This is a genomic window from Bradyrhizobium sp. AUGA SZCCT0160 (assembly GCF_018130105.1).
GTDB lineage: Bacteria > Pseudomonadota > Alphaproteobacteria > Rhizobiales > Xanthobacteraceae > Bradyrhizobium.
This window is the reverse complement of sequence record NZ_JAFCMD010000006.1, coordinates 151,340-177,529: the sequence shown is the minus strand read 5'-3', so window position 1 is coordinate 177,529 and position 26,190 is coordinate 151,340. Positions and strand designations below refer to the sequence as shown.

General features: G+C 63.2%; 23 protein-coding genes and 1 pseudogene. 16 read left to right on the top strand and 8 right to left on the bottom strand.

The features are described 5' to 3' along the window. Positions 1 to 105: 105 nt before the first annotated feature. Entirely contained in the window at positions 106 to 1,047 is a 942-nt protein-coding gene (locus JQ558_RS12600; RefSeq protein WP_212293813.1) for a LytTR family DNA-binding domain-containing protein, read from the bottom strand. Between the two features lie 31 nt (positions 1,048 to 1,078). Between JQ558_RS12600 and JQ558_RS12595 the strand changes: the two genes are divergently transcribed. From JQ558_RS12595 to JQ558_RS12545, 11 genes are all read left to right on the top strand, one after another. Further along, a complete protein-coding gene (locus JQ558_RS12595; protein ID WP_212293812.1) occupies positions 1,079 to 2,293 on the top strand; it encodes an acyltransferase family protein in 1,215 nt (404 codons plus the stop codon). 176 nt (positions 2,294 to 2,469) lie between these two features. Then, positions 2,470 to 3,630: a cysteine desulfurase family protein gene (locus JQ558_RS12590; RefSeq protein WP_212293811.1), complete on the top strand. Its 1,161-nt coding sequence runs from the start codon at positions 2,470 to 2,472 to the stop codon at positions 3,628 to 3,630. Positions 3,631 to 3,720: 90 nt separating this feature from the next. Then, on the top strand, positions 3,721 to 5,202 hold the full coding sequence (sufB, locus tag JQ558_RS12585) for a Fe-S cluster assembly protein SufB (protein WP_212206809.1): 1,482 nt from the start codon (positions 3,721 to 3,723) through the stop codon (positions 5,200 to 5,202). A gap of 5 nt (positions 5,203 to 5,207) precedes the next feature. Continuing rightward, a complete protein-coding gene (locus JQ558_RS12580; protein WP_212293810.1) occupies positions 5,208 to 5,396 on the top strand; it encodes a hypothetical protein in 189 nt (62 codons plus the stop codon). A 30-nt stretch (positions 5,397 to 5,426) separates the two neighbouring features. Next, on the top strand, positions 5,427 to 6,182 hold the full coding sequence (gene sufC, locus JQ558_RS12575) for a Fe-S cluster assembly ATPase SufC (protein ID WP_192739479.1): 756 nt from the start codon (positions 5,427 to 5,429) through the stop codon (positions 6,180 to 6,182). 20 nt (positions 6,183 to 6,202) lie between these two features. Continuing rightward, positions 6,203 to 7,528, top strand: coding sequence for a Fe-S cluster assembly protein SufD (gene sufD / locus JQ558_RS12570; RefSeq protein WP_212293809.1), 1,326 nt, complete (start codon positions 6,203 to 6,205; stop codon positions 7,526 to 7,528). After that, on the top strand, positions 7,525 to 8,772 hold the full coding sequence (locus tag JQ558_RS12565) for a cysteine desulfurase (RefSeq protein ID WP_212293808.1): 1,248 nt from the start codon (positions 7,525 to 7,527) through the stop codon (positions 8,770 to 8,772). Before sufD ends, JQ558_RS12565 begins: the two co-directional genes overlap by 4 nt. Beyond that, on the top strand, positions 8,769 to 9,140 hold the full coding sequence (locus tag JQ558_RS12560; RefSeq protein WP_212206817.1) for an SUF system Fe-S cluster assembly protein: 372 nt from the start codon (positions 8,769 to 8,771) through the stop codon (positions 9,138 to 9,140). Before JQ558_RS12565 ends, JQ558_RS12560 begins: the two co-directional genes overlap by 4 nt. Positions 9,141 to 9,149: 9 nt before the next feature. Beyond that, positions 9,150 to 9,563: a VOC family protein gene (locus tag JQ558_RS12555; protein WP_212206819.1), complete on the top strand. Its 414-nt coding sequence runs from the start codon at positions 9,150 to 9,152 to the stop codon at positions 9,561 to 9,563. Positions 9,564 to 9,708: 145 nt separating this feature from the next. Next, positions 9,709 to 10,098, top strand: coding sequence for an iron-sulfur cluster assembly accessory protein (locus JQ558_RS12550; protein WP_212206826.1), 390 nt, complete (start codon positions 9,709 to 9,711; stop codon positions 10,096 to 10,098). 149 nt (positions 10,099 to 10,247) lie between these two features. After that, entirely contained in the window at positions 10,248 to 10,706 is a 459-nt protein-coding gene (locus JQ558_RS12545) for a TfoX/Sxy family protein (RefSeq protein WP_212206834.1), read from the top strand. A gap of 63 nt (positions 10,707 to 10,769) precedes the next feature. Here JQ558_RS12545 and JQ558_RS12540 read toward each other — a convergent pair whose 3' ends face one another. The 3 genes from JQ558_RS12540 to JQ558_RS12530 all read right to left on the bottom strand — a co-directional run bounded on the left by JQ558_RS12540 (position 10,770) and on the right by JQ558_RS12530 (position 14,874). After that, a complete protein-coding gene (locus JQ558_RS12540) occupies positions 10,770 to 11,837 on the bottom strand; it encodes a GGDEF domain-containing protein (RefSeq protein WP_212293807.1) in 1,068 nt (355 codons plus the stop codon). Between the two features lie 149 nt (positions 11,838 to 11,986). Next, a complete protein-coding gene (locus JQ558_RS12535) occupies positions 11,987 to 13,516 on the bottom strand; it encodes a DEAD/DEAH box helicase (RefSeq protein ID WP_212293806.1) in 1,530 nt (509 codons plus the stop codon). Positions 13,517 to 13,833: 317 nt separating this feature from the next. Continuing rightward, a complete protein-coding gene (locus JQ558_RS12530) occupies positions 13,834 to 14,874 on the bottom strand; it encodes an AraC family transcriptional regulator (protein ID WP_312014983.1) in 1,041 nt (346 codons plus the stop codon). 159 nt (positions 14,875 to 15,033) lie between these two features. Here JQ558_RS12530 and JQ558_RS12525 point away from each other — a divergent pair, with 159 nt between their 5' ends. The 4 genes from JQ558_RS12525 (at position 15,034) to JQ558_RS12510 (ending at position 20,961) form a co-directional block, all read left to right on the top strand. Further along, positions 15,034 to 16,920 (top strand): winged helix-turn-helix domain-containing protein, encoded by a 1,887-nt coding sequence (locus JQ558_RS12525; protein ID WP_212293805.1) that lies wholly within the window; start codon positions 15,034 to 15,036, stop codon positions 16,918 to 16,920. Between the two features lie 149 nt (positions 16,921 to 17,069). Then, the gene (locus JQ558_RS12520; RefSeq protein ID WP_249127937.1) at positions 17,070 to 18,572 is read left to right on the top strand and encodes a caspase domain-containing protein; all 1,503 of its coding nucleotides are present in this window, start codon (positions 17,070 to 17,072) and stop codon (positions 18,570 to 18,572) included. Positions 18,573 to 18,722: 150 nt separating this feature from the next. Next, positions 18,723 to 19,982: an FAD-dependent oxidoreductase gene (locus tag JQ558_RS12515; RefSeq protein WP_212293804.1), complete on the top strand. Its 1,260-nt coding sequence runs from the start codon at positions 18,723 to 18,725 to the stop codon at positions 19,980 to 19,982. 646 nt (positions 19,983 to 20,628) lie between these two features. Then, the gene (locus JQ558_RS12510; RefSeq protein WP_212293803.1) at positions 20,629 to 20,961 is read left to right on the top strand and encodes an outer membrane protein; all 333 of its coding nucleotides are present in this window, start codon (positions 20,629 to 20,631) and stop codon (positions 20,959 to 20,961) included. A 92-nt stretch (positions 20,962 to 21,053) separates the two neighbouring features. Here JQ558_RS12510 and JQ558_RS12505 read toward each other — a convergent pair whose 3' ends face one another. The 4 genes from JQ558_RS12505 to parE form a co-directional block, all read right to left on the bottom strand. After that, positions 21,054 to 21,824, bottom strand: coding sequence for an SDR family NAD(P)-dependent oxidoreductase (locus tag JQ558_RS12505; RefSeq protein ID WP_211994988.1), 771 nt, complete (start codon positions 21,822 to 21,824; stop codon positions 21,054 to 21,056). A gap of 35 nt (positions 21,825 to 21,859) precedes the next feature. Further along, positions 21,860 to 22,045 carry a hypothetical protein gene (locus JQ558_RS12500; protein WP_211994991.1) on the bottom strand — a complete coding sequence of 62 codons (186 nt, stop codon included), beginning with the start codon at positions 22,043 to 22,045 and terminating at the stop codon, positions 21,860 to 21,862. Positions 22,046 to 22,330: 285 nt separating this feature from the next. After that, complete coding sequence (locus JQ558_RS12495; RefSeq protein WP_212273736.1) at positions 22,331 to 23,182, bottom strand: outer membrane protein; 852 nt, start codon at positions 23,180 to 23,182, stop codon at positions 22,331 to 22,333. A gap of 254 nt (positions 23,183 to 23,436) precedes the next feature. Next, positions 23,437 to 25,494, bottom strand: coding sequence for a DNA topoisomerase IV subunit B (gene parE, locus JQ558_RS12490; protein ID WP_212293802.1), 2,058 nt, complete (start codon positions 25,492 to 25,494; stop codon positions 23,437 to 23,439). Between the two features lie 228 nt (positions 25,495 to 25,722). Here parE and JQ558_RS37215 point away from each other — a divergent pair. Next, positions 25,723 to 26,170 (top strand): annotated as a pseudogene (locus JQ558_RS37215) (PEGA domain-containing protein). Positions 26,171 to 26,190: the final 20 nt, after the last annotated feature.

Here is a 26,190-nt window from a genome sequence, read left to right as displayed (position 1 = left end):
CCGCCGGGCAAGGGTGAATCCGGCGCTCGGGATAAGTATTTGATGGATTTTAGAGATTTGTTTTCGCCGACAGCCGCCTCGGTGCCGCCATGGCAAGTCGGCCGCTCAACTTGAAGCGGTGATGCGTTCAAGCGAGGCGATGGCGTTGCGGTAGCGCCGGCTGCCCACAGTGGTCTGACCGGTGTCAAAGGTAAGCTCGAAATCTCCCGATGGCTTCAACGCCACGGCGGTTACCCGGTCGAGATTGGCCAGCCGTGTGCGGTGGACGCGTGCCAGTTTGAATCGCGCAAGCTGAGCCTCGGCTGCCGCCAGCGTTCCGCGAACCAGATGGCTGCGACCATCGGCGAGGCTGTACTCGACATAGTTCCCGGCCGAACTGATCCAGATAATCTCTTTGGGTTCGATGCGGATACGGGTGGTGCCGTCGCGCAGCCAGACCATGTGCGGCAGCGTTTCCGCTGCCGTGGCGGGGGCCGCCATCGCAACCGCCCCGACCTCCCGTCGGCTGTCGATCAGCCACATGCCGCCACCGATCAACAGGCAGGTGACCGCGTCCTTGCGAGCCTCATAGAGCACGGTCGCGAGCGAGAGGTGGAAATCATAGCTACCGCCGAGCATCCACAACACGAGTTTACGCAAGGCCACCATCCCGGTGATGTGCACGGCGGAGAAGACGATGATTACCGCGATTACCAGCGCGATACGGACCAACCGGCGCGGTTCCCGGCGGATTCGCCTGACGGCGGCGAACAGGGCCGGCGCCAGCAGGATGATGACGGCAATGCTGGTCATCTCCCAGAGCAGCGGCGTCTTGAGGTTATACGGGCCGCCGCGCCGGGCGATGTCGTCCGCGATCGACAGCGCATTGACGCTGCCGATCGCAAGCGCGACCGCCCCGACCCCGGCATAGACCAGCCAGTCGGCGCCGGTTATCCCGCGAAGCAATCCGCTGGTCCCACGCGAGGTCGTCTCGTCCCAAGCAGGCTGGTTTTGATCCCAAACCGGCTCGACGCCACGGCCATCAGGCGCATTTTTGACGTCGGTCATCCAACTTCGTCGCACATTGAGGGATCAAGCCATGTGGCAGCAAACCATATCACAATCACCGGACAGCGCTCCCGGCTCCGATCGGCGCATCGATCTCGACTGGGTGCGGATCGCAGCCTTCGGCCTCCTGATCTTCTACCATGTCGGCATGCTCTACGTTTCCTGGGGCTTCCACATCAAGAGCGCGCATCGGATCGTTGCGCTGGAACCGGTAATGCTGGTGCTCAATCCGTGGCGGCTGGCGCTGTTGTTCCTGGTTTCGGGCGTGGCGACCCGCTTCATGCTGGACAAATACAAACTGGGGCCGCTGCTGCGGTCGCGGTCGGCGCGGCTATTGATACCCCTGGTGTTCGGCATGCTGGTGATCGTGCCGCCGCAGGCCTATGACCAGATCGTCGAGGCGCTTGGCTATCCGGCCGGCTTCGTCGATTTCTACCAGCGGCATTATTTCGCTTTCGGGCCGCAATTCTGCCCAACCCCCTGCATCCTGCTGCCGACCTGGAACCATCTCTGGTTCGTAGCCTATCTGTGGGTCTACACGGTGGCGCTGGGCGGCGTGCTGTGGCTGGCTCCGGGGCTTCTCGGCTGGATCGAGCGGCGGCTGGCATCCGCGCTGTCGGGCGTGCTGCTGCTGGTCGTGCCGCCGCTGCTGCTTGCGGCCTATCGCCTGGTCCTGCTGCCGCACTTTCCATCGACGCACGCGCTGTTCGGCGACTGGTACAATCACGCGCTGTTCGCGACCGTCTTCCTGTTCGGCTTCGTGCTGGCCCGCGCTACGGCCGTCTGGGAGGCGATGGAGCGTCTGCGCTGGCTGGCGCTGTCGCTGGCGGCCGGATTCTTTCTGTGCTTTCTCGCCGTGCGGGCGAACAGGTACGGCGGCGTGCCGCTGAAAATGTATGCCGGCGTTGCCTACGCTTCTTATCAATGGCTTTGCATGGTCGCGCTGCTCGGCTTCGCGCGGCGATGGCTGACCGCGGATTCGCCGGCGCGGCGCTATCTCACCGATGCGATCTTCCCGTATTACATCGTGCACCAGACCGCGATCATCATGATTGCGCATGCTTTGCACGGACAGGGTCTGCCAGCCTGGCTTGAGGCGGGGATCGTCATTTTTGGAACGATCGCGGCCTGTGTGGCGACCTATGAGATCGTTCGGCGCGTCACTATCTTGAGGCCCTTGTTCGGATTGCGGATGGCATCCGAACCGGCCATGCCGGTGCGGGCGAGGAGCCAGCCCGCGCAATGATTGGCCGCCTGGAAGCGTTTTCGAGCGAAGTGGATGCCGGTTCGCACAGCAATCAAGTTTACGCAGATTGCGTAGACTTATCTGCGGTAGAAAACGCGTCAAAACAAGAGACTAGAACTTCGGTTCTGATTCAATCAGAACCGATAATGCTCTAGGGAAACGTGCTAAGACGGCGCATGCCCGACCGGATCTATCTCGACTGGAACGCGACCACGCCGCTTCGCCCGGAAGCCAAGGCGGCGATGGCGGCGGCCTGGGAGCTCGCCGGCAACCCGTCCTCGGTCCACGCCGAGGGCCGCCAGGCGCGCCGGTTGGTCGAGGACGCCCGCGCCGCGGTCGCCGCGGCGGTCGGCGCCCGGCCGCAGGATGTGGTCTTTTCATCAGGTGGCACCGAGGCCAACGTGCTGGCGCTGACGCCGGGCTTGCGGCGGGGCGCGGGGCAGCCGGTTCAACGGCTGCTGGTGTCGGCCATCGAACACGCCTCTGTGCTGTCGGGCGGACGCTTTCCACCCGACACCATCAAGACCATCAAGGTCACGGCCTCAGGCCTTGTTGACCTCGACCATCTGCGCGAGCTGTTGAACGGCCCTCCCGCGCTGGTATCGGTGATGCTGGCCAATAATGAGACCGGTGCCATTCAGCCGGTGGCGGAGGTGGCCCGGATCGTCCATCAGGCCGGCGGGCTGCTGCATGTCGATGCGATCCAGGCATTCGGGAAAATAGCCTCTGATATCAACTCGATCGAAGCCGATCTGATCACGCTTTCTGCGCACAAGATCGGCGGCCCCAAGGGTGTCGGTGCTGTGGTGTTGGCCGGGGACGTGCAGGGGCTGGAGCCGCTGCTGCGCGGCGGCGGACAGGAACTGGGCCGCCGGGCGGGCACCGAGAATGTAGCCGGGATTTCGGCGTTCGGCGCCGCTGCCAGGGCGGCAATGGCAGCGCTGGGCACGGATGCGGGACGGCTGCAGGGGCTCAAGGATCGCCTCGAGGACGGTCTGAAGCAGACGCCGGGGATGATCGTGTTCGCTGAACCTGCTCCGCGGTTGCCCAATACCACACTATTCACCGTTCCCGGCCTAAAGGCCGAAACGGCCGTAATTGGCTTCGATCTCGCCGGTATTGCGGTATCGTCTGGCTCGGCCTGCTCGTCGGGCAAGGTCCAGCCGTCGCATGTCCTGGACGCGATGGGCCAGGGCCGGGAACGGGCTCAGGGAGCTGTGCGGCTCAGTCTGGGGTGGTCTACATCACAGACAGAGATTGAATTGGCCCTCAAGGCTTGGCGAAAGCTCTCCAATACCTTACTTAAGGGCGACGAAACACAGGTTGAACGGTTCTAAGCAAATCGGTTCTGAACCAATCAGGATCGATTAGGCCGGAACCGCCGGATTGATCCACCGCGGTCCTTGAAACCGCGAGCGGAGGATGAAATGGCTGCCGTACAGGAGACGGTCGATCGCGTCAGGCAGATCGACGTCGACCAATATCGATATGGATTTGAGACGCTGATCGAGTCCGACAAGGCTCCAAAAGGGCTGTCGGAAGACACCGTCCGCTTCATCTCCGCAAAAAAGAACGAGCCGGCCTGGATGCTGGAATGGCGTCTGGAGGCCTATCGCCGCTGGCTGACCATGACCGAGCCGCAATGGGCCCGCGTCAACTACCCCAAGATCGACTACCAGGATCTCTATTACTATTCGGCGCCGAAGCCGAAGAAGACGATCGGCTCGCTCGACGAGATCGATCCGGACATCCTGAAGACCTACGAGAAGCTCGGCATTCCCTTGCGCGAAGTCGAAGTGCTGGAAGGGGTCGTGCGGCCCGAGGGCCAGCGCAAGATTGCGGTCGACGCTGTCTTCGATTCGGTATCGGTTGCGACCACGTTCCAGAAGGAGCTGAAGCAGGCCGGCGTGATCTTCATGCCGATCTCGGAAGCGATCCGCGAACACCCTGAGCTCGTAAAGAAGTATCTCGGCACGGTCGTGCCGACTTCGGACAATTATTTCGCGACGCTGAATTCGGCGGTGTTTTCCGACGGCTCGTTCGTCTACGTGCCGCCGGGCGTGCGCTGCCCGATGGAGCTGTCGACCTATTTCCGCATCAACGAGCGCAATACCGGCCAGTTCGAGCGCACGCTGATCATCGCCGACAAGGGCTCTTACGTCAGCTACCTCGAAGGCTGCACCGCGCCGCAGCGCGACGAGAACCAGTTGCACGCTGCCGTCGTCGAACTCGTCACGCTCGACGATGCCGAGATCAAATATTCGACGGTGCAGAACTGGTACCCCGGCAACTCCGAGGGCAAGGGCGGCATCTACAATTTCGTCACCAAGCGTGGCGACTGCCGCGGCAACAATTCGAAGATCTCCTGGACCCAGGTCGAGACCGGTTCGGCGATCACCTGGAAATACCCGAGCTGCATCCTGCGCGGCGACAATTCACGCGGCGAGTTCTATTCGATCGCGATCTCGAACGGTCACCAGCAGGTCGATTCCGGCACCAAGATGATCCATCTCGGCAAGAACACCACGAGCCGGATCATCTCCAAGGGCATCGCCGCTGGCGTCTCGCAAAACACCTATCGCGGCCTCGTCACCGCCCACAGGAAAGCGACAGGCGCGCGCAACTTCACCGCCTGCGACTCGCTCCTGATCGGCGATAAATGCGGCGCGCACACCGTGCCGTATGTGGAAGCCAAGAACTCCTCGGCGCTGTTCGAACACGAAGCCACCACGTCGAAGATTTCCGAAGACGTGCTGTTCTACTGCGTGCAGCGCGGCCTCAGCCAGGAGGAAGCCGTCGGCCTCGTGGTCAACGGCTTTGTGAAAGACGTGCTGCAGCAACTGCCGATGGAGTTCGCGGTTGAGGCGCAGAAGCTGATCTCGATCTCGCTGGAGGGCAGCGTCGGGTAACCCAGATGATTCGAAACATCTTCGGCTTCATTCGGTTTGCACCGCTTGCGCTGTTTTTGACGATTGCGATCGTCGGATTGTTTGCGGTGTTGATCGGGAGTTTGGCGGGATCGGTTGAAGTTACCGAATTCGGCAAACTGGCTGCAGGTGGTGGGTCTCTGGGTTTTTTGCCTGGCTTTTTTTGCCAGTTCTAGTTCGGGCGTTTTAGGCCAGAAGGAAAGAATATGACTGCGTTACTTGAAGTGAAAGACCTGAAAGTCCGTGTCGAGGAGCGTGAGATCCTCCATGGGCTGTCGCTCACGGTGAATCCGGGCGAGGTGCACGCGATCATGGGGCCGAACGGCTCCGGCAAATCGACGCTGTCGCACGTCATCGCCGGCAAGCCCGGCTATGAAGTCACCGGCGGTGAAATCCTGTTCAAGGGTGAAGACCTTCTGGAAATGTCGCCGGACGAGCGCGCCGCCAAGGGCGTGTTCCTGGCGTTTCAGTATCCGGTCGAAATTCCCGGCGTCGCCACCATGAACTTCCTGCACGTGGCGCTGAATGCGCAGCGCAAGGCGCGCGGCGAGAGCCAGCTGACGACGCCGGAATTCCTGAAGAAGGCCTATGCGGCGGCGGCCAGCCTGAACATTCCGCGCGACATGCTCAAGCGCGGCGTCAATGTCGGGTTTTCCGGCGGCGAGAAGAAGCGCAACGAGATTCTGCAGATGGCGCTGTTCGAGCCGGCCGTCTGCATCCTCGACGAAATGGATTCCGGCCTCGACATCGACGCGCTGCGCGTCGCGGCCGACGGCGTCAACGCGCTGCGTTCGCAGGGCAGGGCCATGGTCGTCATCACCCACTACCAGCGGCTGCTCAACTACATCGTGCCGGATTTCGTGCACGTGATGTCCAAGGGCCGCGTCGTCAAAAGCGGCGGCAAGGAACTGGCGCTGGAGCTCGAGGCTTCCGGCTACGCCCAGTTCGAAGACGCAGCCTGAGGCGGGATACGGATTTTGTGATGAATGTGGCTTTGGTAAAAAACGAGACCGGGAGCGCGCTGAGCGACAGCTTTGCGATCGCGCGCGACCGGCTTCCCGGCACCGGCAAGGTCGCTGCGGCGCGCGAGGCGGCTTTCGCAGCCTATGCGCAAGCGGGCCTGCCGCATCGCCGGATCGAGGATTGGAAATACACCGATCTGCGCGCGCTGATGCGCGAGGTGCTGCCGCTGGCGCCTGCGCCGGACACCGCGGAGTTTTCGCGCGCGGCTAGCGCCGCCAAGCTGCACGCCATCGAAGGCGTCCGCCGGCTGGCCTTGGTCGACGGCGTGTTCGCCCCCAAACTCTCCGAACTCGGCGGTCTCGAGAAGGGCCTTGGCATCCGCACCCTGCGCGAGACGCTGGAAACCGGCGACGCCGCGCTGCAGGCGCTGTTGTTCACGCCTGACAATGCCAATCCCATGGTGGCGCTCAACAGCGCGATGATGACCGACGGCGTGGTGATCGATGTCGCGGACGGCGTCGTGCTGACGCAGCCGCTGCAGATCGTCCATATCGCCAGCGGTACGGTGCCGGCGGCGATGTTCACGCGCTCGCTGCTGCGCCTCGGCAAGGATGCCGGTGCGACCCTGGTTGAAAGCTATATCGCGGCCGAAGGCGCCAAGGCCTATCAGGTGCACGATTCCCTGATCATCTCGATCGGCAACAATTCACGCCTCGATCATGTCCGTCTCAACGAAGACGGCCGCGACGCGTCAAATATTTCCTCTGGTGTGGTGAGCCTCGGCGCACACGCGCACTTCAACACCTTTGGCATGATGTCGGGGGCCGGCGTCAGCCGCTACCAGGCGACCATCGCGTTTGCCGGCGAGGGCTCCAGGGTCGAGACCAACGGCGTCAATCTGCTCAACGGCAAGCAGCACGCCGACACCACGCTGTTCATGGACCACGCGGTGCCGCATTGCGACAGCCGCGAAATCTTCCGCGCCGTCGTCGACGACCGCGCCCATTCGGTGTTCCAGGGCCGCATCATCGTGCGTCCGCATGCGCAGAAGACCGACGCCAAGATGATGACGCGGGCGCTGCTGCTGTCCGACGACGCCGAGGCGGACAACAAGCCGGAATTGGAAATCTTTGCCGACGACGTCACCTGCGGCCATGGCGCGACCACCGGCGCGCTTGACGAGAGCCTGCTGTTTTACCTGCGCGCGCGCGGCCTGTCCGAGAAGGAAGCCCAGGCGCTCTTGATCCAGGCCTTCGTCGGCGAGGCGATTGAATCGATTGTGAATGACGGCCTGCGCGAGCTTGCGATTGCAGCGGCGCAGCGCTGGCTGGAGGCGAGGGGTTGACCATGCATCCGGCGGTGAAAAATGGCGCCTATGACGTCGCGCGGGTGCGGGAGGATTTTCCGGCGCTGGCGATGAAGGTTTATGGCAAGCCGCTGGTCTATCTCGACAACGCCGCCTCCGCCCAGAAGCCGACCGCCGTGCTCGACCGCATGACGGAAGCCTACAAGAGCGAATACGCCAACGTGCATCGCGGGCTGCATTACCTCGCCAACGCCGCCACCGAAGCCTATGAAGGCGGCCGCGCCAAGGTGGCAAAATTCCTCAACGCCGCGCGTACCGAAGAGATCATCTTCACCCGCAACGCCACCGAGGCGATCAACCTCGTGGCGTCGTCCTGGGGTGAGCCCAACATCAAGCCCGGCGACGAGATCATCATCTCGATCATGGAGCACCATTCCAACATCGTGCCCTGGCATTTCCTGCGGGAGCGCCACGGCGCGGTCATCAAATGGGCGCCGGTCGACGACGAAGGCAATTTCCTGATCGAGGAATTCGAGAAGCTCTTGACCGACCGCACCAGGCTGGTCGCGGTCACCCAGATGTCGAACGCGCTCGGCACCATCGTGCCGGTCAAGGACGTGGTGAAGCTGGCGCATGCCCGCGGCATTCCGGCGCTGATCGACGGCAGCCAGGCCGCCGTGCATCTGGCGATCGACGTGCAGGACATCGACGCCGACTTTTACGTCTTCACCGGGCACAAGCTGTACGGCCCGACCGGCATCGGCGTACTCTACGCCAAGCATGAGCATCTCGTCGCGATGCGCCCCTTCAACGGCGGCGGCGAGATGATCCGCGAAGTTTCCCGGGATTGGATCACCTATGGCGATCCGCCGCACAAATTCGAGGCCGGCACGCCCGCGATCGTGGAATCGATCGGGCTCGGGGCCGCGATCGACTACGTCAATTCGATCGGCAAGGAGCGCATTGCCGCCCACGAGCACGACCTCGTGACCTACGCCCAGGATCGCCTGCGAGAAATCAATTCGCTGCGGCTGATCGGCACCGCGCGCGGCAAGGGACCGGTGATCTCGTTCGAGATGAAGGGCGCGCACGCCCACGATATCGCGACCGTGATCGACCGCCAGGGCATCGCGGTCCGCGCCGGCACCCATTGCGTGATGCCGCTTTTAGAGCGGTTCAATGTCACAGCCACCTGCCGGGCGTCCTTTGGGATGTATAATACCCGTGAAGAAGTCGACCATCTGGTGCAGGCGCTGATCAAGGCGCAGGAATTGTTTTCATGACCGACACAGCCGAAGTCAAAACCGCCAACATGGAAACCCAATCGGCGCTGCCGCCGGAGGAGACCGAGCGTCTCGGCGGTGAGATCGTGGCTGCGCTGAAAACGGTGTTCGACCCGGAAATTCCGGCCGACATCTACGAACTCGGGCTGATTTACAAGGTCGATTTCAAGGACGATCGCAGCGTCGACGTGATGATGACGCTGACCACGCCGAACTGCCCGGCGGCGGGCGAACTGCCGACCATGGTGGAGAACGCGGTTGCCAGCGTTCCCGGCGTCGGCGTCGTCAACGTCAATCTGGTGTGGGAGCCGGCCTGGACGCCGGACCGGATGTCCGACGAGGCCCGCCTCGTCCTCAATATGTGGTGAAGGGTCCTGGTGCCGAAACTATCCGGTGTTCTCGAGACCGCACTTTACGTCGATGACCTCGACCGCGCCCGTGCATTCTACGAAGATGTGCTTGGGCTGGTCGCGCTGACGCGTGATTCGCGATTTTTTGCTTTCGATGTCGGCGGCAGCAATGTGCTTCTGCTGTTTCGTCGCGGCGCGACGCTCGACACGCTCCATTTGCCCGGCGGGACTATTCCGCCGCATGACGGCAACGGCCCGATCCACGTGGCCTTTGCCATCACGGCGGACGAACTGGCGGCCTGGGAAACGCGGCTTGGCGAGCACAGTGTCGCTATCGAAGGCAGGACCGACTGGCCGCGCGGCGGAAAGAGCATCTACTTCCGCGACCCGGACCGGCATCTGCTGGAACTGGTGACACCGGGAGTTTGGGCGATTTATTAGGGGCGATCTGCGAGTAGGAATACGGTTTCGTTCGGACGGGTTCTAACCAAATTCGGGATATCAGACCTTCACAGCAGGAATTTCGTTGTTATTTTAACGGTATAGGATTTCGTCGCCACCGCGCGGCGTAAGGAGATCCACTGCAATGGACACCACCGCACCCGTCTCCAAGCCGAAGCCCCGGCCGCGCCCGCAGGTCATGAAACTGACCGAAGCGGCGGCGCAGCGCATTACGGAGCTGACCAAGCGCGCCGATTCCGAAATCGTCGGCCTGCGCGTCGGCATCAAGAACGGCGGCTGCGCCGGGCAGTCCTACACCGTCGAATACGCCCACGAGGTCCGTCCCACCGACGAGGTGGTCGAAGACCGCGGCGTCAAGATCCTGGTCGATCCCAAGGCCGTGCTGTTCCTGCTCGGCACCGAGATGGACTACAAGGCCGACAAGATGCAGGCCCAGTTCATCTTCAACAACCCCAACCAGGTCTCCGCCTGCGGTTGCGGCGAGTCGGTGCAGCTGACGCCTGCGAAGGTCTGACAGTCGACCCGGCCTTGAGCCGGGACCCATAGCCACCGGCCGCAGTTGGTTTGCGCGCTAGTCGTTATCTTCCTTTTCCAACAACGCGGGCCGCGGCGTATGGGTCCCGGCTCGAGGCCGGGACGACAGCGAGGGTGTGAGCCACACGCATGGATCGCGATTTCCTGATCGACCTGTTTGCCGATTTCGGACCGGTGACGATCCGCCGGATGTTTTCCGGCTTCGGCATTTCCGCTGACGGCACCAACTTCGCCCTCGCGCTGCGCGCCGGGCTGTATTTCAGGGCCGATGAAACCACGATCCCGCAGTTCGCGGCGGAGGGCTCGCAGCCGTTTTCGTATCAGACGCGTACGAAAACCGTGACCGTGAACTCGTATTGGCAATTGCCGGCGCGGCTGTTCGACGACTCCGAAGAGCTGAGCGATTGGGCGAGGGCGGCGCTGGCCGCCGCGCAGCGCGCCGCGTTGCGCAAGCGTCCGAAGGCGCGCAAGGCGGCGAAGAAAACCGTTGCCAAAGCCGCGAAGAAGGTTGCCGCGAAAAAGCCGGCGGTCAAGAAGAAGTCAGTTCGTAGGGTGGGCAAAGCGAAGCGTGCCCACCATTCAAGATAACGAACCGGAGGTTGGTGGGCACGGCGCAAGCGCGCCTTTGCCCACCCTACGGACCGAGCGGACCTACGCCACCTGGCTGCGCTGGTCGGCGGCGTATTCGGGGTCGACTTCGCAGATCACGCGGTTGCGGCCGTTGCGCTTGGCGGCGTAGAGGCAGGCATCGGCGCGTTCGATCAGCGAATCCGTGTCGTCGTCCGGCTTCAGCATCGACACGCCGACCGAGATGGTGACGCGGCCGAGGATTTCGCCGGTGGATTTCTTCTTCAATTCCTTCGCCATCACGGCGCGGCGGATGTGATCGGCAACCGTCAGCGCCTGGCGCAGCGCGGTGTTGGGCAAGACGACCGCGAATTCCTCGCCGCCATAGCGCGCGGTGATGTCCTGTCCCTTGATGGTCTGCTTCAAGGACATGCCGACCAGACGCAGCACCTGATCGCCGGTGAGGTGGCCGTAGGAATCGTTGAACGATTTGAAATGATCGATGTCGAACATCAATAGCGACAGCGGCTCGCCGTTGGCCAGTGCCGCCTGTACCGCCATCTCTATCGAGCGGTCGAAATATTTGCGATTGCCCAGGCCAGTGAGCGGATCGGTCAGGCTCTCGGCGCGGATGGCTTCCAGGCTGTGCTGGAGATTGCTGATCTCGCTCTTCGACAGCGACAGCCGGTTCTCCAGCGCCTTGTTGGTATCGCGCATCTCGCGGGTGGATTTCACCAGCTGTTCGACCACTGCCTTGATCTGGTCGCGGTTCTGCGCGGTCGACAGTTTCTGGCTGGCGCCGCTCAGGCTGGCGTCGTAGCTCGCCGACATGGCCAGCGCCTCGGTGATCAGCGTCATCACGTCGTCGATCTCGCCGATCACGCGCGCGCCGACCTTGTCGATGCGGTCAGAGGTCTTGATGTGGGAGAGGTAGGTTTCGTAGATCTGTTCGAGGTCGGCTTCGCTGAGCCTGCCGTTGCGCGCCAGCGTCTCGTTGATGATCTTGTTGAGGGGGGCGTTGTAACCGGTGGCGTAGACGTACCAGATTTCATAATTGCGAGGCACGGCGGTCTGCCGAAGCGACTTGATCTGGCCCATCGCGACTTCGGCGAAGGCCAACGTGCGTTCGTGTTCGTCCAGCAGTTTCACCACTGATCCGTCCCTAATGGCGAGCAACGCTTCGCGCCGCCCAGCAGGCAATGACTAAAATTATCGCTGCGAAGTTAAGGGAGGAGAATGAACGCCCGGTAAACAGGGCTGTACCCTGTTCACCGCGTGGACGGCGTTGAAGGCGTTTTCTTCTAGACGCGGGCGCGCACGGGCCGCAGCAGAAACGCCGGAAGATGCGAGTGATCGGCAGGCTCGGATTCGACTTCGCGCTGGGCGCGCCGCGGTTCGGCCCGGCCGATCGAGGGCACGCGGGAGGCCGGTGCGGGCGCTGGCGGTGTGAACGCTTCGGTCGCTGCCTGCGGCTGCGAGCCGGAGTTGCGCTCGCCTCCCTTGGCGTGGCGCGGCTCGCGCTCACCGTGGCGCGGTTCGCGCTCACGTCGCGGCTTGCGTCCGCCACGTGAACCTTCCCGCGAACCTTCCTTGACGCTTTCCCTGGAGCCTTCTCGCGCACCGTGGCGGGAGCCTCCGCGAGAACCTTCTCTGCCGCGCGCCTCGCGCGGCTGGTCGATATCGCCTGACGCTTCCGATCGCACGGAATAGTCGCCTTCCGCGCGGGGAATGGATTTTCCGATCAGCCGTTCGATCGCGGCCAGCGATTTGGTGTCGAGCGATGTGACGATCGAAATCGCGGTGCCGGCCCGGCCGGCGCGACCGGTGCGGCCGACGCGGTGGACGTAATCGTCGGGATGATGCGGCACGTCGAAATTGTAGACGTGGCTGACGGCGGGAATATCGAGACCGCGGGCGGCGACGTCGGAAGCCACCAGCAGCGGAATTTCGCCCTTGCGGAATGATTCGAGCGCCGCGGTGCGGGCCGACTGGTCCATATCGCCATGGAGCGCGCCGACGCTGAAGCCGTGCTTCTGAAGCGATTTGGCAACGACGGCGACTTCACGCTTGCGATTGCAGAAGATAATCGCGTTCTGAAGGTCCTTGGCGTCGCGCAGCAGGCGGCGCAGGATCTCGCGCTTCTCGTGTACCTCGCGCCCGCAGGCGACCTGGAATTGAGACACGCCCACAGCTGTCGTCGCAGGCTTGGAGACTTCGATACGTTCGGGATTGTGCAGGAAGGCTTCGCTGATGCGGCTGATCTCGGGCGGCATCGTCGCGGTAAAGAACAGGGTCTGTCGCGTGAACGGGACCAGCTTGCAGACCCGCTCGATGTCGGGAATGAAGCCCATGTCCAGCATGCGGTCGGCTTCGTCGATGACCAGGAGTTCAACGCCGGTGAGCAGCAGCCCGCCACGCTCGGTATGGTCGAGCAGCCGGCCCGGGGTCGCGATCAAGACGTCGACGCCGCGGGTCAATTTGGTGTCCTGATCGCCGAACGAGACGCCGCCGATCAGCAGCGCGACATTGAGTTTCTGGCCAATGCCGTATTTGTCGAAATTCTCTTTGACCTGGGCCGCAAGTTCGCGGGTCGGCTCCAGGATCAGGGTGCGGGGCATTCGTGCCCGGGCGCGGCCCTTTTCCAGCATGGTGAGCATGGGCAGGACGAAGGCAGCGGTCTTGCCGGTGCCGGTCTGGGCGATGCCGAGAACGTCACGGCGGGCCAGAACGTGGGGGATCGCCTGTTCCTGAATGGGCGTAGGGGTGGTGTAGCCGGTGGCCGCAACAGCGGCGAGAACCTTGTCGGAAAGTCCGAGATGGGAAAAAGACATTGAGCCTCTAGTCGACACCGCCGTTCGGAATCGAGGGTAATAAGGCTGTCGCGTTCAACCCCGAAACGGCGCGCTTTAAGAAGCTGGGGGCTCTGACTTACGCAGACGAGCGGCTAACCTTAGGGAATCGCGTGTCGATCCTAGGCCGCGTTGAGCCGGAACATAGGCGCGAAACGGCCAAAGTCAATCTGGGAACCAGCGAAAAGGCCGAAAAAGCTTAATGTTTTCGCACAAATAACGGCCAAACCGTCATTTGGCCGTCAAATGCGTCGAGCTTGCCGAGCTTGCTGCCACGCGACCGGTCGCGCGCTCATACCCTATTTCCTTGTCGCCGCTTCCCTGAAGTCACCGGGCGTGATGCCCTGAACCGTGCGAAACACGCGATAAAACGTTGCGAGGCTGTCGAAGCCGCTGGCAAAGGCGATCTCGGCGATGGTCATGGCCGGCGCCTTGCGCAGCAGGCGGCGGCTTCGCTCGATGCGCAGCGCGGTGACGGTTTGCGAGAAGCTCATGCTGGATTCTTCGAACAGCACGTGCAGATGACGAACCGAGATCGCGAGCCGACTTGCGACGAACGCTGGCGAGAGTTGCGGCTCGGCGATGTGGCTGGCCATCAATCGCCGCGCCAGGGACAGGCGGCCAGCCCGAACCGCGTACTGCGCCATCCGGCTGGTCGGCCGGACAACGCCGCGCTCGATCAGCGTGAGGTGCGTGAGCGTCCGCACCAGCGCCTTCGTTGTCGCCGGATCGCTGTCGTCATCCGCTTCGGTCAGGTCGGTGAAACAGGATTCCAGAAGCGGGGTGAGGACGGCGCGGTCGGTAAACGGTTTCGGGACGAGGTCGTGCAGGCCGGGTAGCGGCAGCAGAATGTCGGCCACCGGCACCTTCAGAATGCGAAGATCGAAACCGTCAGCGGCGATCGGGACGGTGTGGTAGGGCAGGTCCGAATAGCTTGTCGCAAACGTTCCGCCGGCGACGTGGAAGTCATCGACATTGCGGACCCTGAACCAGCCGCCGCCGCCAAGCTGCTGGCAGATGCAAAGGCTGTGGCTGGGTGCGCTGGCGATATCGGTCGCACTGCGCTCGACATGATAGCTCGAGGCGCGGAGGCCAATCAGGCCCGCGGAGCCGAACTTTCGAAGCGAGAATTCCCCGGCGAACTTTGGGCGGTGCTCCCGGTCGAGTTCGGCGGTCGCCCCAAAAAGCCCCTTGGAGCGCACCTCGCGCCAATAGTCGAAGCGGTCCTTCGGATCGACCTGATCGGTGGACCATCTAAAGGCAGAGGTACCCTGATCTCCGGGAGGGGCGTAGGCGACCGGCGCCGGACGTGCCGCTCCTCGTATAGCCGAAATAGCCACCCCAGCATTCCTCCCCAAGATATGCCGCGGAGCGGCAAATCACCCGGGAATCATGCCACGGTGGGGGTAGCCCGGTCCTGATGGGACGGCGGTGACTTTCTGAAATTTCTCTGATATTCGCTGTGCGCAGCCCAGCCCCGAGAAGATTGCGGACACAAGTTGCTCTGTTTCGCCGGATTTGAACTTGACCCGGAACGCGCCAGGCTCCGCGGGCCCGGTGGCGAAGCGATCCGGCTGCGCCCGAAATCCTTCGACATGCTGCAACTGTTTGTGACCAACGCCGGGCGCGTTCTCAGCAAGCAGGACCTGATCGACGCGATTTGGCCGAACGTCCATGTCGGCGACGACAGCCTTTTCCAATGCGTCCGCGAAATCCGTGCCGCGCTTGGCGACGACCAGCGCCAATTGATCAAGCTGGTTTCCGGCCGCGGCTACCTGTTCGACGGGCAAGTGACGGTCGGGCCGGGCGTCCTTGGCGCGGCTGATGAAGCACAGCCTCCGGTCGCGACGGCCAACGCCGATCCTGTCGCCGCGGTGCCGCCGGCGCTGGCGACGGAGCCCGCCCGGAAACGGCTCCGGTTCGGCATGCGCGCCGGGCTTGCAACGGCGGCCGGGCTCGGTGCGGTTATCGGCCTTGCCGTCGCCGCGCCGATCTTCGTGCCCGATTTCATCTTCGCGCGAAAACCCCCGGCCGTTGCCTCAGAGCAGCTCGTTGGGGTGGGCGAGGGCCAGAAACTTGCCGAGTTGGCGGCGAGCGTGGCTGACCGCCTCAGCGCGGCCGTCAGCATTGCCGCCGCAGCACCGGTGCTCACGCCCGATTCCATGTTTCCACGAAAATCACCGACCATCGCCATGATGCCGATCGTTGGCGTCGGTGACAGCCAGTTGGTTGCCGAGATGGCGGGGGACGTGACCGACCGGCTCACCGACGGCTTGGCCAGGATCGACAAGTTGCGCGTGCTGGCGCCGCGATCTCAAACGGCTTCCGCGGTGCCTCACCAGCCCGTCGCCGCGCACCCGGAAGCCGACTTCGTGGTGAGCGGCGAACTGCGGTTGGAAGGCGGGGCCTGGACTATCCAGGCGCGCATGAGCAATGGCGCCACCGGCGAGGTACGCTGGACCAACTCGGTTTCGGTCGGCATCGAGAAGTCGGATATGACGCTGCAGCAGATCCGGCTCGCCGCCGGCGTCGGCCATCCGCTGGCGCTTCGCATCAATGCGATGATCAATGCCGGCCCGGCCGCGACCGACGACGAGCTGGCTGGCGGCACCGCCAAGGTCGTGATCGAGCAGGCGATGGCCTCGATCAACCAGACCACGCCGGAGCGTTTCAAGGCCGCGCAAACCATGCTGGAGAAAGCCATCGCGGCCGATCCAGGCAATGTCGACCTCGCCGCCGCGTTGTCCGCGCACTTGCTGCGCGGCATCCAGATGACCTGGTACAGCAAGGCCGATGTTGCCGACACCCAACGTGCCGCGCAGTCGATGCTCGAGCAGGCGCTGCGCGCGAAGCCAACCTACATCCCCGTGCTGGAGGCGTATTGCCGGCTCCTCAACGCGACAAACCAGTTCATCGAAAGCCTGGTGGCCTGCGGCAGGGTCTTGACCTTTGATCCCTGGGACGGGCTCGCGATCTACAATCTGGGCCTCGGGCAGCTTCGGCTCGGGCGGTTCGAGGATGCGCTGGCGACGTTCAAACTGGCCGAACAATTCGATACGCCGCGAACGGCGCGCTGGACCTGGTTGCTGGGAGCGGGACTGACCCTGGTGGTGATGGACCGCGACGAAGAGGCGATCCCATATCTCACGAGATCGATTGCGATCACGCCGGCCACCGGACGATCACACGCGGTGCTGGCGACAGCCTACCAGCGTTTGGGACGCACCGACGAGGCCAAGGCTGCCCTGGCCAAGACGATGGAACTGCGGCCCGGTTCGACCGCTGTCAACATCGCGTTCGACCCGAAGAACGCCAGCCCGCTTTATACCGAGGCCGCAAAACGCGTGGCTGATGTGCTCGTGGGGCTCGGCTTGCCGGATAAATAGCGCTTCTGCGAAGGCGGCTAGGTCCGCAATGTGAAATCGGGACAGCAATCCGGTCTGCGGGCGGATTGAACCGGCGGCACGGCTTTGCCGACTATGGCATGAGGCAATCGCAAGCGGTTGCGGACGATTTCGTTCAAGTGGGGAATTCGATGAGGCGCTGGTATTCCAGGTTTTTGGCGGTGACGGGCGTTGCCGCCGTTTTGGCTGTTTTCGCTGTCCCCGCTCATGCCGAAAAACGCGTCGCGCTCGTGATCGGCAATAACGACTACCGGAACGTGCCGAAGCTGCAGAAGGCCGTCAACGACGCCCGCACCATGGGCGACACGCTGAAGCAACTCGGTTTCACCGTCATGGTCGCCGAGAACCAGACGCGCCAGGCTTTCAGCCAGAGCCTGCTCGCGTTCGACAAGGCGGTCAGCAAGGGCGACACCGCGTTCTTCTTCTATGCGGGCCACGGCTTTGAGATCGCCGGCCAGAACTTCCTGCTGCCGACCGACGTGCCGGCGGCAACCGAAGGCCAGGAGGAACTGGTGCGCGACGCTTCCATCCTCGCGGACCGGATCATCGAGCGCCTGCAGAACAAGGGCGCGCGAACCGCCATTCTGGTGTTCGACGCCTGCCGCAACAATCCGTTCGAGCGCTCCGGCACCCGCGCCGTTGCCGGTGGCGGCGGCCTCGCGCCGATGACGCAATTGCCGGAAGGTGTGTTCTCGATATTTTCAGCGGGTCCGCGGCAGACCGCGCTGGACCGCCTGTCGAACGACGATGCCAATCCCAATTCGGTGTTCACCCGAACTTTTACCAAGGAACTGACGCAGCCCGGGGTCAACCTCGTGCAGGTCGCGCAACGCACGCGGCGGCTGGTCAGCGAGCTGGCGGAGACCGTGCGCCACAAGCAGATCCCGGTCTATTTCGACCAGATGGTCGACGACGTATTCCTGAGCGGCACGGCGAAAGCCGCGCCCGAGGTTGCCGTCGCCAAGCCCACGGAGCCATTGCAGAAGGTTGCAGCGTTGCCGCCGGTGCACCGGCTTGCACCGTCGAGCGATTCCGTCAACGCGCCGATCGCGATGTTCTCGCGCCATAACAGCGGCTGGACCGTGGTGTTCTCGATCGCCGATCCGACGCTCGGGATTTCCTGGCGGATGGGCGAGGCCGGCGATTTCCGCGAGACCGGCTTCATCGACACGCTCGATCCTCGGACCCGCAAGCGGATGCCGAACCCGTCGATCGAGCTTCCGGCCGACGCGCCGGCCGCCACGATCCAGGTGCGCTATGTCGATACGTCAGGCGAAGTGCAGGGGCCGTTTCCGATCCGCTTCGATCCCGAGGCCGCGCTGATCCGCGACCAGCGCAAGGTGCTCGACATGACCGCGACAAGCTGGCTGTCGTTTCGCGAATACAACGGCCTCATGGTCTATTACACCCATCTGATGTCGTACCGCTGCGCGATCCGCGAGGTGCGCGTCGGCATCGACAGCACCGTGCCCGACCAGGTTCTGAAAATGCCGCCGTGCGATCCCAAGGATCCCAGTGTCATCCCGCGCGAGGCGCAGCCCTACCTCAAGCTTGCGCCGGCGACCAAGTCGGTTTCGGTCGAACTGGTCTACCGCGACGGCAGCGTGTCCGAGATCAAGAGCTTCCGGCGCTAAAGCGTTTTCGAGCGAAGTGGATACCGGTTCGCGTCAAGAAAACGTGTCAAATCAAGAATGTAGAGCCCCGTTCCGATTCCATCGGAACGGAAAAGGCTCTAATCCAGCCGGCGTCGTCCGATTGAGCTACATTCCGCTCGGAGGTCGATCATGGACGCAGGCAGTTTTTCGCGGCAGCCCGCGGGGCGCACGATGAAGGTCCGCTGCTGCATCGTTGGCGGCGGGCCCGCCGGCATGATGCTCGGATATCTGCTTGGCCGCGCCGGGATCGATGTCGTGGTGCTGGAAAAGCACGCCGACTTCTTTCGCGATTTTCGCGGCGACACCGTGCATCCCTCGACCCTGCAGGTGATGGACGAACTTGGATTGATCGACGGATTTCTCAAGCTGCCGCATCAGCGGCTGCAGAAGATGGAGGGGTTGTTCGGCGGCGCAACGGTCCGGCTCGCCGACCTCAGCCGGCTCAAGGTGAAGTACCCCTTCATCGCCTTCATGCCGCAATGGGATTTTCTGAATTTCCTGCGCGAGAGCGGCAAGCGGTTTGCCTCGCTCAAGGTGATGATGAGCACCGAAGCAACCGATCTCATTGAGGACGGCGGCCGCGTCGCGGGCGTGCGCGCGAACACGCCGGAGGGCATGCTCGATATCGAGGCCGATCTCACCATCGCCTGCGACGGCCGCCATTCACTGGTGCGCGAGCGCGCGGGCCTTGCGACCGAGGAAATCGGCGCGCCGATGGACGTGCTGTGGTTCCGCGCGGGAAAAACGGCAAATGAAACCGAAAGCGTGTTTGCGCGTGTCGAGCCCGGGAGGATGATGGTGACGTTCGATCGCGGCGACTACTGGCAATGCGCCTATATCATCGCCAAGGGTCAGTACGACGCCGTCAAGGCGAGGGGCCTGCCGACACTTCTGGACGACGTCGCGCGGGTCGCGCCGATCCTCAAATCCGGTCTTGCTGACGTCAAAAGCTGGAATGACGTCAAGCTGCTCACGGTTGCGATCAATCGTCTGACGCGCTGGACGCGGCCCGGCTTGCTTTGCATCGGCGATGCCGCGCATGCGATGTCGCCGATGGGTGGTGTCGGCGTCAACCTCGCGGTTCAGGACGCGGTCGCGACCGCCAATCTTCTCGCGGCCAAGCTCGTGAACGGCTGCCCGCCAGAGAACGAACTGGATGCGGTGCGCCAGCGCCGCGAATTCCCGGTGCGGATGACGCAGCGGATGCAGGTCGTGGCGCAGGACAACATCGTCAGCGCCGCGCTGAAGGGCGGCAATCAGCCGCTGAAAGCGCCACTGGTGATGCGGCTGATCACGGCGGTGCCGTGGATGCAGGGCATCACGGCGCGCTTCATCGGACTCGGCGTCCGGCCCGAGCATGTGCAGTCGCCGGCATCTGCGGAATACTGAACAAGCTGGCTGCGGCCACTACATCACGCGGTGAGTCTGTAGCGGCCCCGCCACAGTAAGTGACAATCCGTCTGGTTCGCGACGTTGTAGCCCTCGCAGTGCCCACGGCGAACAAGCCTGGTGCCAGCAGGGACACGTCAGGATTTCGGTTGTCGATGTACGCTCCCCAATTCTTATAGAGGGGATTATTCAACGTGAAGAAACTGGTACTCGCAGCTTCGATCCTTGCCGTCAGCGTGGCGAGCGCGTTCGCCGCCGACATCGCGGCTCGCCCGTACACCAAGGCACCGGTTGCACCCCCGGTTATCACCTATGACTGGTCCGGTATCTATATCGGCGGCGCGGTCGGCGGCGGATGGGCCACCACCGATGGCGTTCTCTACAATGCTTTTCCCGGCGCTCTCTGGAGGACGGATAGCCAGAGTCGGTTGATCTACGGCGGCTTTGCCGGAATCCAGAAGCAGTGGGGCAGCCTTGTTGTCGGTATCGAAGGCGGCTGGAACGGCTTGGACAATGGCTTCAACAACAGCCCTGGCACTGGGTTTTCGGCCAAGGCTGCATTTACGGCGGTGGGGCGTCGTGCCAAAGCCGCATCAATGATATCGGCTACATCGGCGGCCGGCTCGGCTATGCCTGGAATCGCTTTATGGTGTACGGCCAGGGCGGCTACGCTCGCGCTGACATCGATACCCGGGTCTACCTGCCCGCGGCCAACCTTGCGATCGCGGCGGCCAGCGCCGCTCATGACGGCTGGTATGCCGGCGTCGGCGGCGAATACGCGGTTCTGGACAACCTCGTTCTCGGCATCGACTGCAAGCACTACGAGTTCGACAGCGAGCAGCACAATTGTAACCGGGCTGTCGTCGGCTGCACCGTGGTGGACCTCCGTAATGTCTCGGCGAAGGTCGATTCGGTGATGGGGCGAGTGAGCTTCAAGTTCAATCCGTGGTCGACCGGACCGGTCGTCGCCAAGCACTGAGAAGCCAAGTACTAAGGATCACGACCTGCTTTGAAAAGCCCCGGCATGCCCGGGGCTTTTCGTTGCGGAAGTGCTTCAATGTGACGTCGGTGCTATCCCATGACCGAGAAACCACCGTCGATCGGGATCGCGGTGCCGGTGGTGAAGTCGGACGCGGGCGAGGACAGAAACACCGCAATGCCGGCGAAATCGTCGATCACGCCCCAGCGCGCTGCCGGGGTGCGCGCCAGCACCTTGTCGTGCAGCCCGTCGATCTGCGCGCGGGCGCCTCTGGTGAGATCGGTATCGATCCAGCCCGGCAGCACCGCGTTGACCTGGATGTTGTCAGGAGCCCACGCCACGGCGCAGGCGCGCGTGAACTGCACGATGCCGCCCTTGCTCGCCGCGTAAGCCGACGCAAAGCTGGCGCCGAAGATCGACATCATCGAACCGATATTGATGACCTTGCCGCCGCCGGCTTGCTTCATCGCAGGGTAGACCGCCTGCGAGACCAGGAAGGCGCTGGTGAGGTTGGTCTGGATCACGCTGTTCCACTCGGCGAGATCGAGCACGTGCGGCGGTTTGCGGATGCTGATGCCGGCATTGTTGACGAGGATGTCGATCCGGCCGAGTTCGCCGGCGACGCGCGCGGCCATCGCATCGACCGCCGCCTTGTCGGTGACATCTGCGACCACCGAAATTGCCTTGGCGCCGCTGCGCGCGAGCTCGGCGGCTGCGGCAACCGATTTGGCTTCATTGCGCCCGACGACCGCAATCGCTGCACCGGCGTCCGCCAGACCGCGGGCCATGCCGAGCCCGATGCCGCCATTGCCGCCGGTGACGATGGCCACCTTGCCGCTGAGATCGAAAAGTTTTGTTTTCATTGTTGTTGTCCCATTGTTGGTATCGAGAGCCGCGATCAGCTCTTGCCTTGCCAGATCAGGATCAGGCCGACGGCGCCGAGCACGGCACCATAGCCCGCCCATTGCAGCTGGTTGATCATGAAGCTCGATTGCGGCCAGGTGATCGCGCCGGTGCCCTGGCCGATCCAGAGCAGGCCGACGGCGAGCGCCAGAAAGCCAACGATCAAGAGCAATCTGGCCATGAATACTCCCCGCTGCCGCTTTCGAACGGCGTGACCGGCGCCCCGGGAAACCATTGCCGGATCGGCCGTAGCTTTCGATCGAATACAATGCAGGCGGCTTCGGCAAGGGCGGAGATGATCAGGGGATTGGTGATCGGGGGGGCAAGTGCGCCGCGCCTACCTGCGACTAGAGACGGCCTCTGCAGGGGGCAGCAGCAGTATCGGTGCGGCAACGGATTGACGCTAGCAGGCAACAAAAAAGCCCCGGACGATGCCGGGGCTTTTGAGTTGATCAATCGGGAGAGATCAGTACCGCGTAGCTGGGGCACCCCAGTTGAAGCGGTAGACCAGCGAAGTGCTGATGGTCTGCACCCACGGCTCGTGGGTCACTGCCCCGCCGGTGAGCGCTGCTGATCCAGGAACGAACACGTTAGTGGGTGCGAACCGCGTGGGGATCGTGGCCCGGTCGTAGTACGCGCTACGATATTCGGTTTTCATGAACCAGCCGGGGGCAGAGATACCGAAAATGTCGAGGTTGTTTTCGACACCGCCGCCAATAAACCAGCCATGTCGATCAAAAGAACCTGTGGTCGTTTGGGCGGCGAAAGACCCTGCGATGCCGCCAGCAGCCACAGGAAATTGCGTAGTGCCCGACCATTCAGAACCCGAGTAACCAGCATTGACGTAGGAAAGCACGTTCGGCGCAACCAAGTAACCCAACCGCGCGCCAGCTGCGTAGCTGGTCCGGAGCTTCAGGGTGCCTTCGGTGCCGAAAAGAGGATCGGCCAAGGAACCTTCCAATTCGCCAAACTGAGCGTCGCCGAAAATACCGGCCACCCACTTGCCTGCGAACTGCACGTCATAACCGCCGCCGACAGTTCCGAACCATCCGGAACCGCCATGGCGCACATCACGGGTGAGCGCGGTACCGGCTGGTCCGAAAGCTCCCAGAGGTCCAACCACGCCGGTGCTCACTGCATTGCTGTCAGCAGACCACAGGCCGCCGCCGCCGCCGCCGAAGATGTAGAAACCGGTCCAGTTGTAGATCGGAGCCAGGGGGGGCGGAGCCTTGGTGTACGGACGGGCCCCGAGGTCAGCGGCCGAGGCCGATCCGGTCATTGCCGCTACCGCAGCCAGAGCGATCGCTAATTTCTTCATTGTCCAAACCCTCAATCTTAAGCGTCGTAACCGACCGCCCAAATGGTGCGCTTGCACCGATTCCTGAAACCCAGTGTCAGGACTATACGCAGTTCCACCCAAAATGCTGTTGCGGGGACAACACACCCGCCCGAAAACGATTTGAGGGAAAGCGCCTGAAAAATGGGCAAGATCAGGCGCGCACGGGGTCAAATAGGCCGAAAACGGCCCGCAATCGGACAAACGACGTGCCGTCGCCGAGGTCGCCCCGGAGGTCAGACGTCCAGCAGATCCTCGCTGGCAAACTCCGCCTTGTCGGTGATGAAGGCGAATCGGGCCTCGGCTTTGGTGCCCATCAGCCGCTCGACCGAATCGGCGGTGCCTTCGCGGTCGTCGGCCAGCAGGACCACGCGCAGCAGGGTGCGCTTGGCCGGGTCCATCGTGGTTTCCTTGAGCTGCGCCGGCATCATCTCGCCAAGCCCTTTGAAGCGGCCGACATCGACCTTGGCATTGGCGTTGAATTCGCTTTTGAGCAGCGCGTCCTTGTGGGCGTCGTCGCGGGCGTAGACCGTCTTGGCGCCGTGGGTGAGCCGATAGAGCGGCGGCACCGCGAGATAGAGGTGGCCCTCGTCGATCAGCCGCGGCGTCTGCCGGTAGAAGAAGGTGATCAGCAGCGAGGCGATATGGGCGCCGTCGACGTCGGCGTCGGTCATGATGATGATGCGGGAATACCGCAGGTCTTCCTCGCGGTAATGCGCGAGCGTGCCGCAGCCGATCGCTTGCATCAGGTCGGAGAGCTGGGCGTTGGCGGTGAGCTTGTCCTTGCCGGCGGAGGCGACGTTGAGGATTTTTCCGCGCAAGGGCAGCACGGCCTGGGTCTTGCGGTCGCGCGCCTGCTTGGCGCTGCCGCCGGCCGAGTCGCCCTCGACGATAAACAGCTCGGAGCCTTCGGTCGCGGTGTTGGTGCAGTCGGAAAGCTTGCCGGGCAGGCGCAGCTTCTTCACCGCGGTCTTGCGCGACGTTTCCTTCTCGGCGCGGCGACGCAGCCGCTCGTCGGCGCGCTCGACGACAAAATCCAGCAGCTTGTTGGCCTGCAGCGGATTGCCCGACAGCCAATGGTCGAACGGGTCCTTGATCGCCTGCTCGACGATCTTCTGGGCCTCGGCGGTGGCGAGGCGATCCTTGGTCTGGCCCTGGAATTCCGGTTCGCGCACGAACACCGAGAGCATCACGGCCGCGCCCACCATGACGTCTTCCGAGGTGATCGGTGCGGCGCGCTTGCCCTGGCCGATGCGCTCGGCGTGGTCTTTCAGGCCGCGCAGCATCGCGCTTCGCATGCCGGATTCGTGGGTGCCGCCGTCGGGCGTCGGCACGGTGTTGCAATAGGAGGAGAGGAAGCCGTCGGCGTCCGCCGTCCAGGCCACCGCCCATTCGCAGGCGCCGTGGGCGCCGTTGCGCCCCGATTTGCCGGAGAAGATATCCGGGTGCACCAGCGTGTCGGCATGGATCGCGGCGCCGAGATAATCCTTCAATCCTCCGGGGAAATGGAATTCGTCCTCGGCCGGCACCTCTTCGATGCCGCGCAGCAGTTCCGGATCGCAGCGCCAGCGAATCTTCACGCCGCCGAACAGGTAGGCCTTCGAGCGCGCCATCTTGAACAAGCGTTGCGGCCTGAAGGCGGCCTTGGCGCCGAAAATCTCGGTGTCGGGCTTGAAGCGGATGGTGGTGCCTCGGCGGTTGTTGATCTTGCCGAGTTCCTGCAGCTTGCCCTTGGGATGGCCACGCTCGAAGGTCATCTTGTAGAGCTTTTGTTCGCGCGCGACCTCGACCTCGAGGAGCGAGGAGAGGGCGTTGACGACGGAGACGCCGACGCCGTGCAGGCCGCCCGAGGTCTCGTAGACCTTGGAGTCGAACTTGCCGCCGGAATGCAGCGTACACATGATGACTTCGAGCGCGGACTTCTTCGGAAACTTCGGATGCGGATCGACCGGAATGCCGCGGCCATTGTCGGTCACAGTCAGGAATCCGTCCGCGCTCAGCGTAACCTCGATAAACGAGGCGTGCCCGGCGAGCGCCTCGTCCATGGAGTTGTCGATGACTTCGGCGAACAGGTGGTGCAGCGCCTTTTCATCGGTACCGCCGATATACATGCCGGGCCGGCGGCGGACCGGCTCAAGCCCCTCCAGCACCTCGATATCCGCTGCGGTATAGCCGGCTTCCGCGCTGCTGGATTTGGCGGCGACCCTCAGCGAGGCGCGGCCCTTCGGTTCATCGGCTCCGAACAAGTCGTTGGCGGTTTTGCTTTTAGCAGATGTTTTCAATGGTTTGGGCATGGTTCTTCATGTGATGCGCGCAACTTGGCGCCGCGAATCGGTCTGTCTGACTATGCCACGGATGGGCTTAAAAAGTGACGGCCGGCGCCAAGGCAGAGCGCTTCTGTCGGGCGCAGCAATGACTGGAACTTCCACGGTTAACAATATCTAAACGTAGGTGAGGCGCCGGCTTGCTTTCAGCCCAAGGTTGCGTGAAGGTCGCTACGGGCTTGGGGAAAATAATCAATGATGAGGCTGGTTTTGGCGGCGGCAATCGCGCTGCCCTGTGTTGGCTGCGCGTCGGTAACGCGTGGAACGACAGAGAATATTTCCATCTCGAGCACGCCGGCAGGCGCGACCGCCGAGATATCGGGACTGGATGTTCCCACCGCCTGCGTGACGCCGTGCGTGGTCCAGGCCAAACGCAGCGCCGACATCATCGTGACAGTGGAACAAAGAGGGGTATGAACCGCAAATCATTCCTCTCACCAAGGAAGTTCCCGCCACCGGCGCCGCAGGCTTCGCCGGCAACGTTCTGCTTGGCGGCGTGGTCGGCATGGGGGTGGATGCCGTTACCGGCGCGGCGCTGGATCACAAGCCAAACCCGGTCATCGTGACCCTGCAGCCGCTCCCGCCGGCACAACCCCGTCCGGCAAAGCCTCGACCGCCTAAGCGGCCGCCGCCGCCGCAGAGCTAAGCTCTGGTCGTTGCGGCCAT

Bases quoted from the DNA above. Each gene is read 5' to 3' on its own strand.
- JQ558_RS12600 (WP_212293813.1), bottom strand. From the start codon at position 1,047: ATGACCGACGTCAAAAATGCGCCTGATGGCCGTGGCGTCGAGCCGGTT.
- JQ558_RS12595 (WP_212293812.1), top strand. From the start codon at position 1,079: ATGTGGCAGCAAACCATATCACAATCACCGGACAGCGCTCCCGGCTCC.
- JQ558_RS12590 (WP_212293811.1), top strand. From the start codon at position 2,470: ATGCCCGACCGGATCTATCTCGACTGGAACGCGACCACGCCGCTTCGC.
- sufB (WP_212206809.1), top strand. From the start codon at position 3,721: ATGGCTGCCGTACAGGAGACGGTCGATCGCGTCAGGCAGATCGACGTC.
- JQ558_RS12580 (WP_212293810.1), top strand. From the start codon at position 5,208: ATGATTCGAAACATCTTCGGCTTCATTCGGTTTGCACCGCTTGCGCTG.
- sufC (WP_192739479.1), top strand. From the start codon at position 5,427: ATGACTGCGTTACTTGAAGTGAAAGACCTGAAAGTCCGTGTCGAGGAG.
- sufD (WP_212293809.1), top strand. From the start codon at position 6,203: ATGAATGTGGCTTTGGTAAAAAACGAGACCGGGAGCGCGCTGAGCGAC.
- JQ558_RS12560 (WP_212206817.1), top strand. From the start codon at position 8,769: ATGACCGACACAGCCGAAGTCAAAACCGCCAACATGGAAACCCAATCG.
- JQ558_RS12550 (WP_212206826.1), top strand. From the start codon at position 9,709: ATGGACACCACCGCACCCGTCTCCAAGCCGAAGCCCCGGCCGCGCCCG.
- JQ558_RS12545 (WP_212206834.1), top strand. From the start codon at position 10,248: ATGGATCGCGATTTCCTGATCGACCTGTTTGCCGATTTCGGACCGGTG.
- JQ558_RS12535 (WP_212293806.1), bottom strand. From the start codon at position 13,516: ATGTCTTTTTCCCATCTCGGACTTTCCGACAAGGTTCTCGCCGCTGTT.
- JQ558_RS12520 (WP_249127937.1), top strand. From the start codon at position 17,070: ATGAGGCGCTGGTATTCCAGGTTTTTGGCGGTGACGGGCGTTGCCGCC.
- JQ558_RS12515 (WP_212293804.1), top strand. From the start codon at position 18,723: ATGGACGCAGGCAGTTTTTCGCGGCAGCCCGCGGGGCGCACGATGAAG.
- JQ558_RS12510 (WP_212293803.1), top strand. From the start codon at position 20,629: ATGGTGTACGGCCAGGGCGGCTACGCTCGCGCTGACATCGATACCCGG.
- JQ558_RS12505 (WP_211994988.1), bottom strand. From the start codon at position 21,824: ATGAAAACAAAACTTTTCGATCTCAGCGGCAAGGTGGCCATCGTCACC.
- JQ558_RS12500 (WP_211994991.1), bottom strand. From the start codon at position 22,045: ATGGCCAGATTGCTCTTGATCGTTGGCTTTCTGGCGCTCGCCGTCGGC.
- JQ558_RS12495 (WP_212273736.1), bottom strand. From the start codon at position 23,182: ATGAAGAAATTAGCGATCGCTCTGGCTGCGGTAGCGGCAATGACCGGA.
- parE (WP_212293802.1), bottom strand. From the start codon at position 25,494: ATGCCCAAACCATTGAAAACATCTGCTAAAAGCAAAACCGCCAACGAC.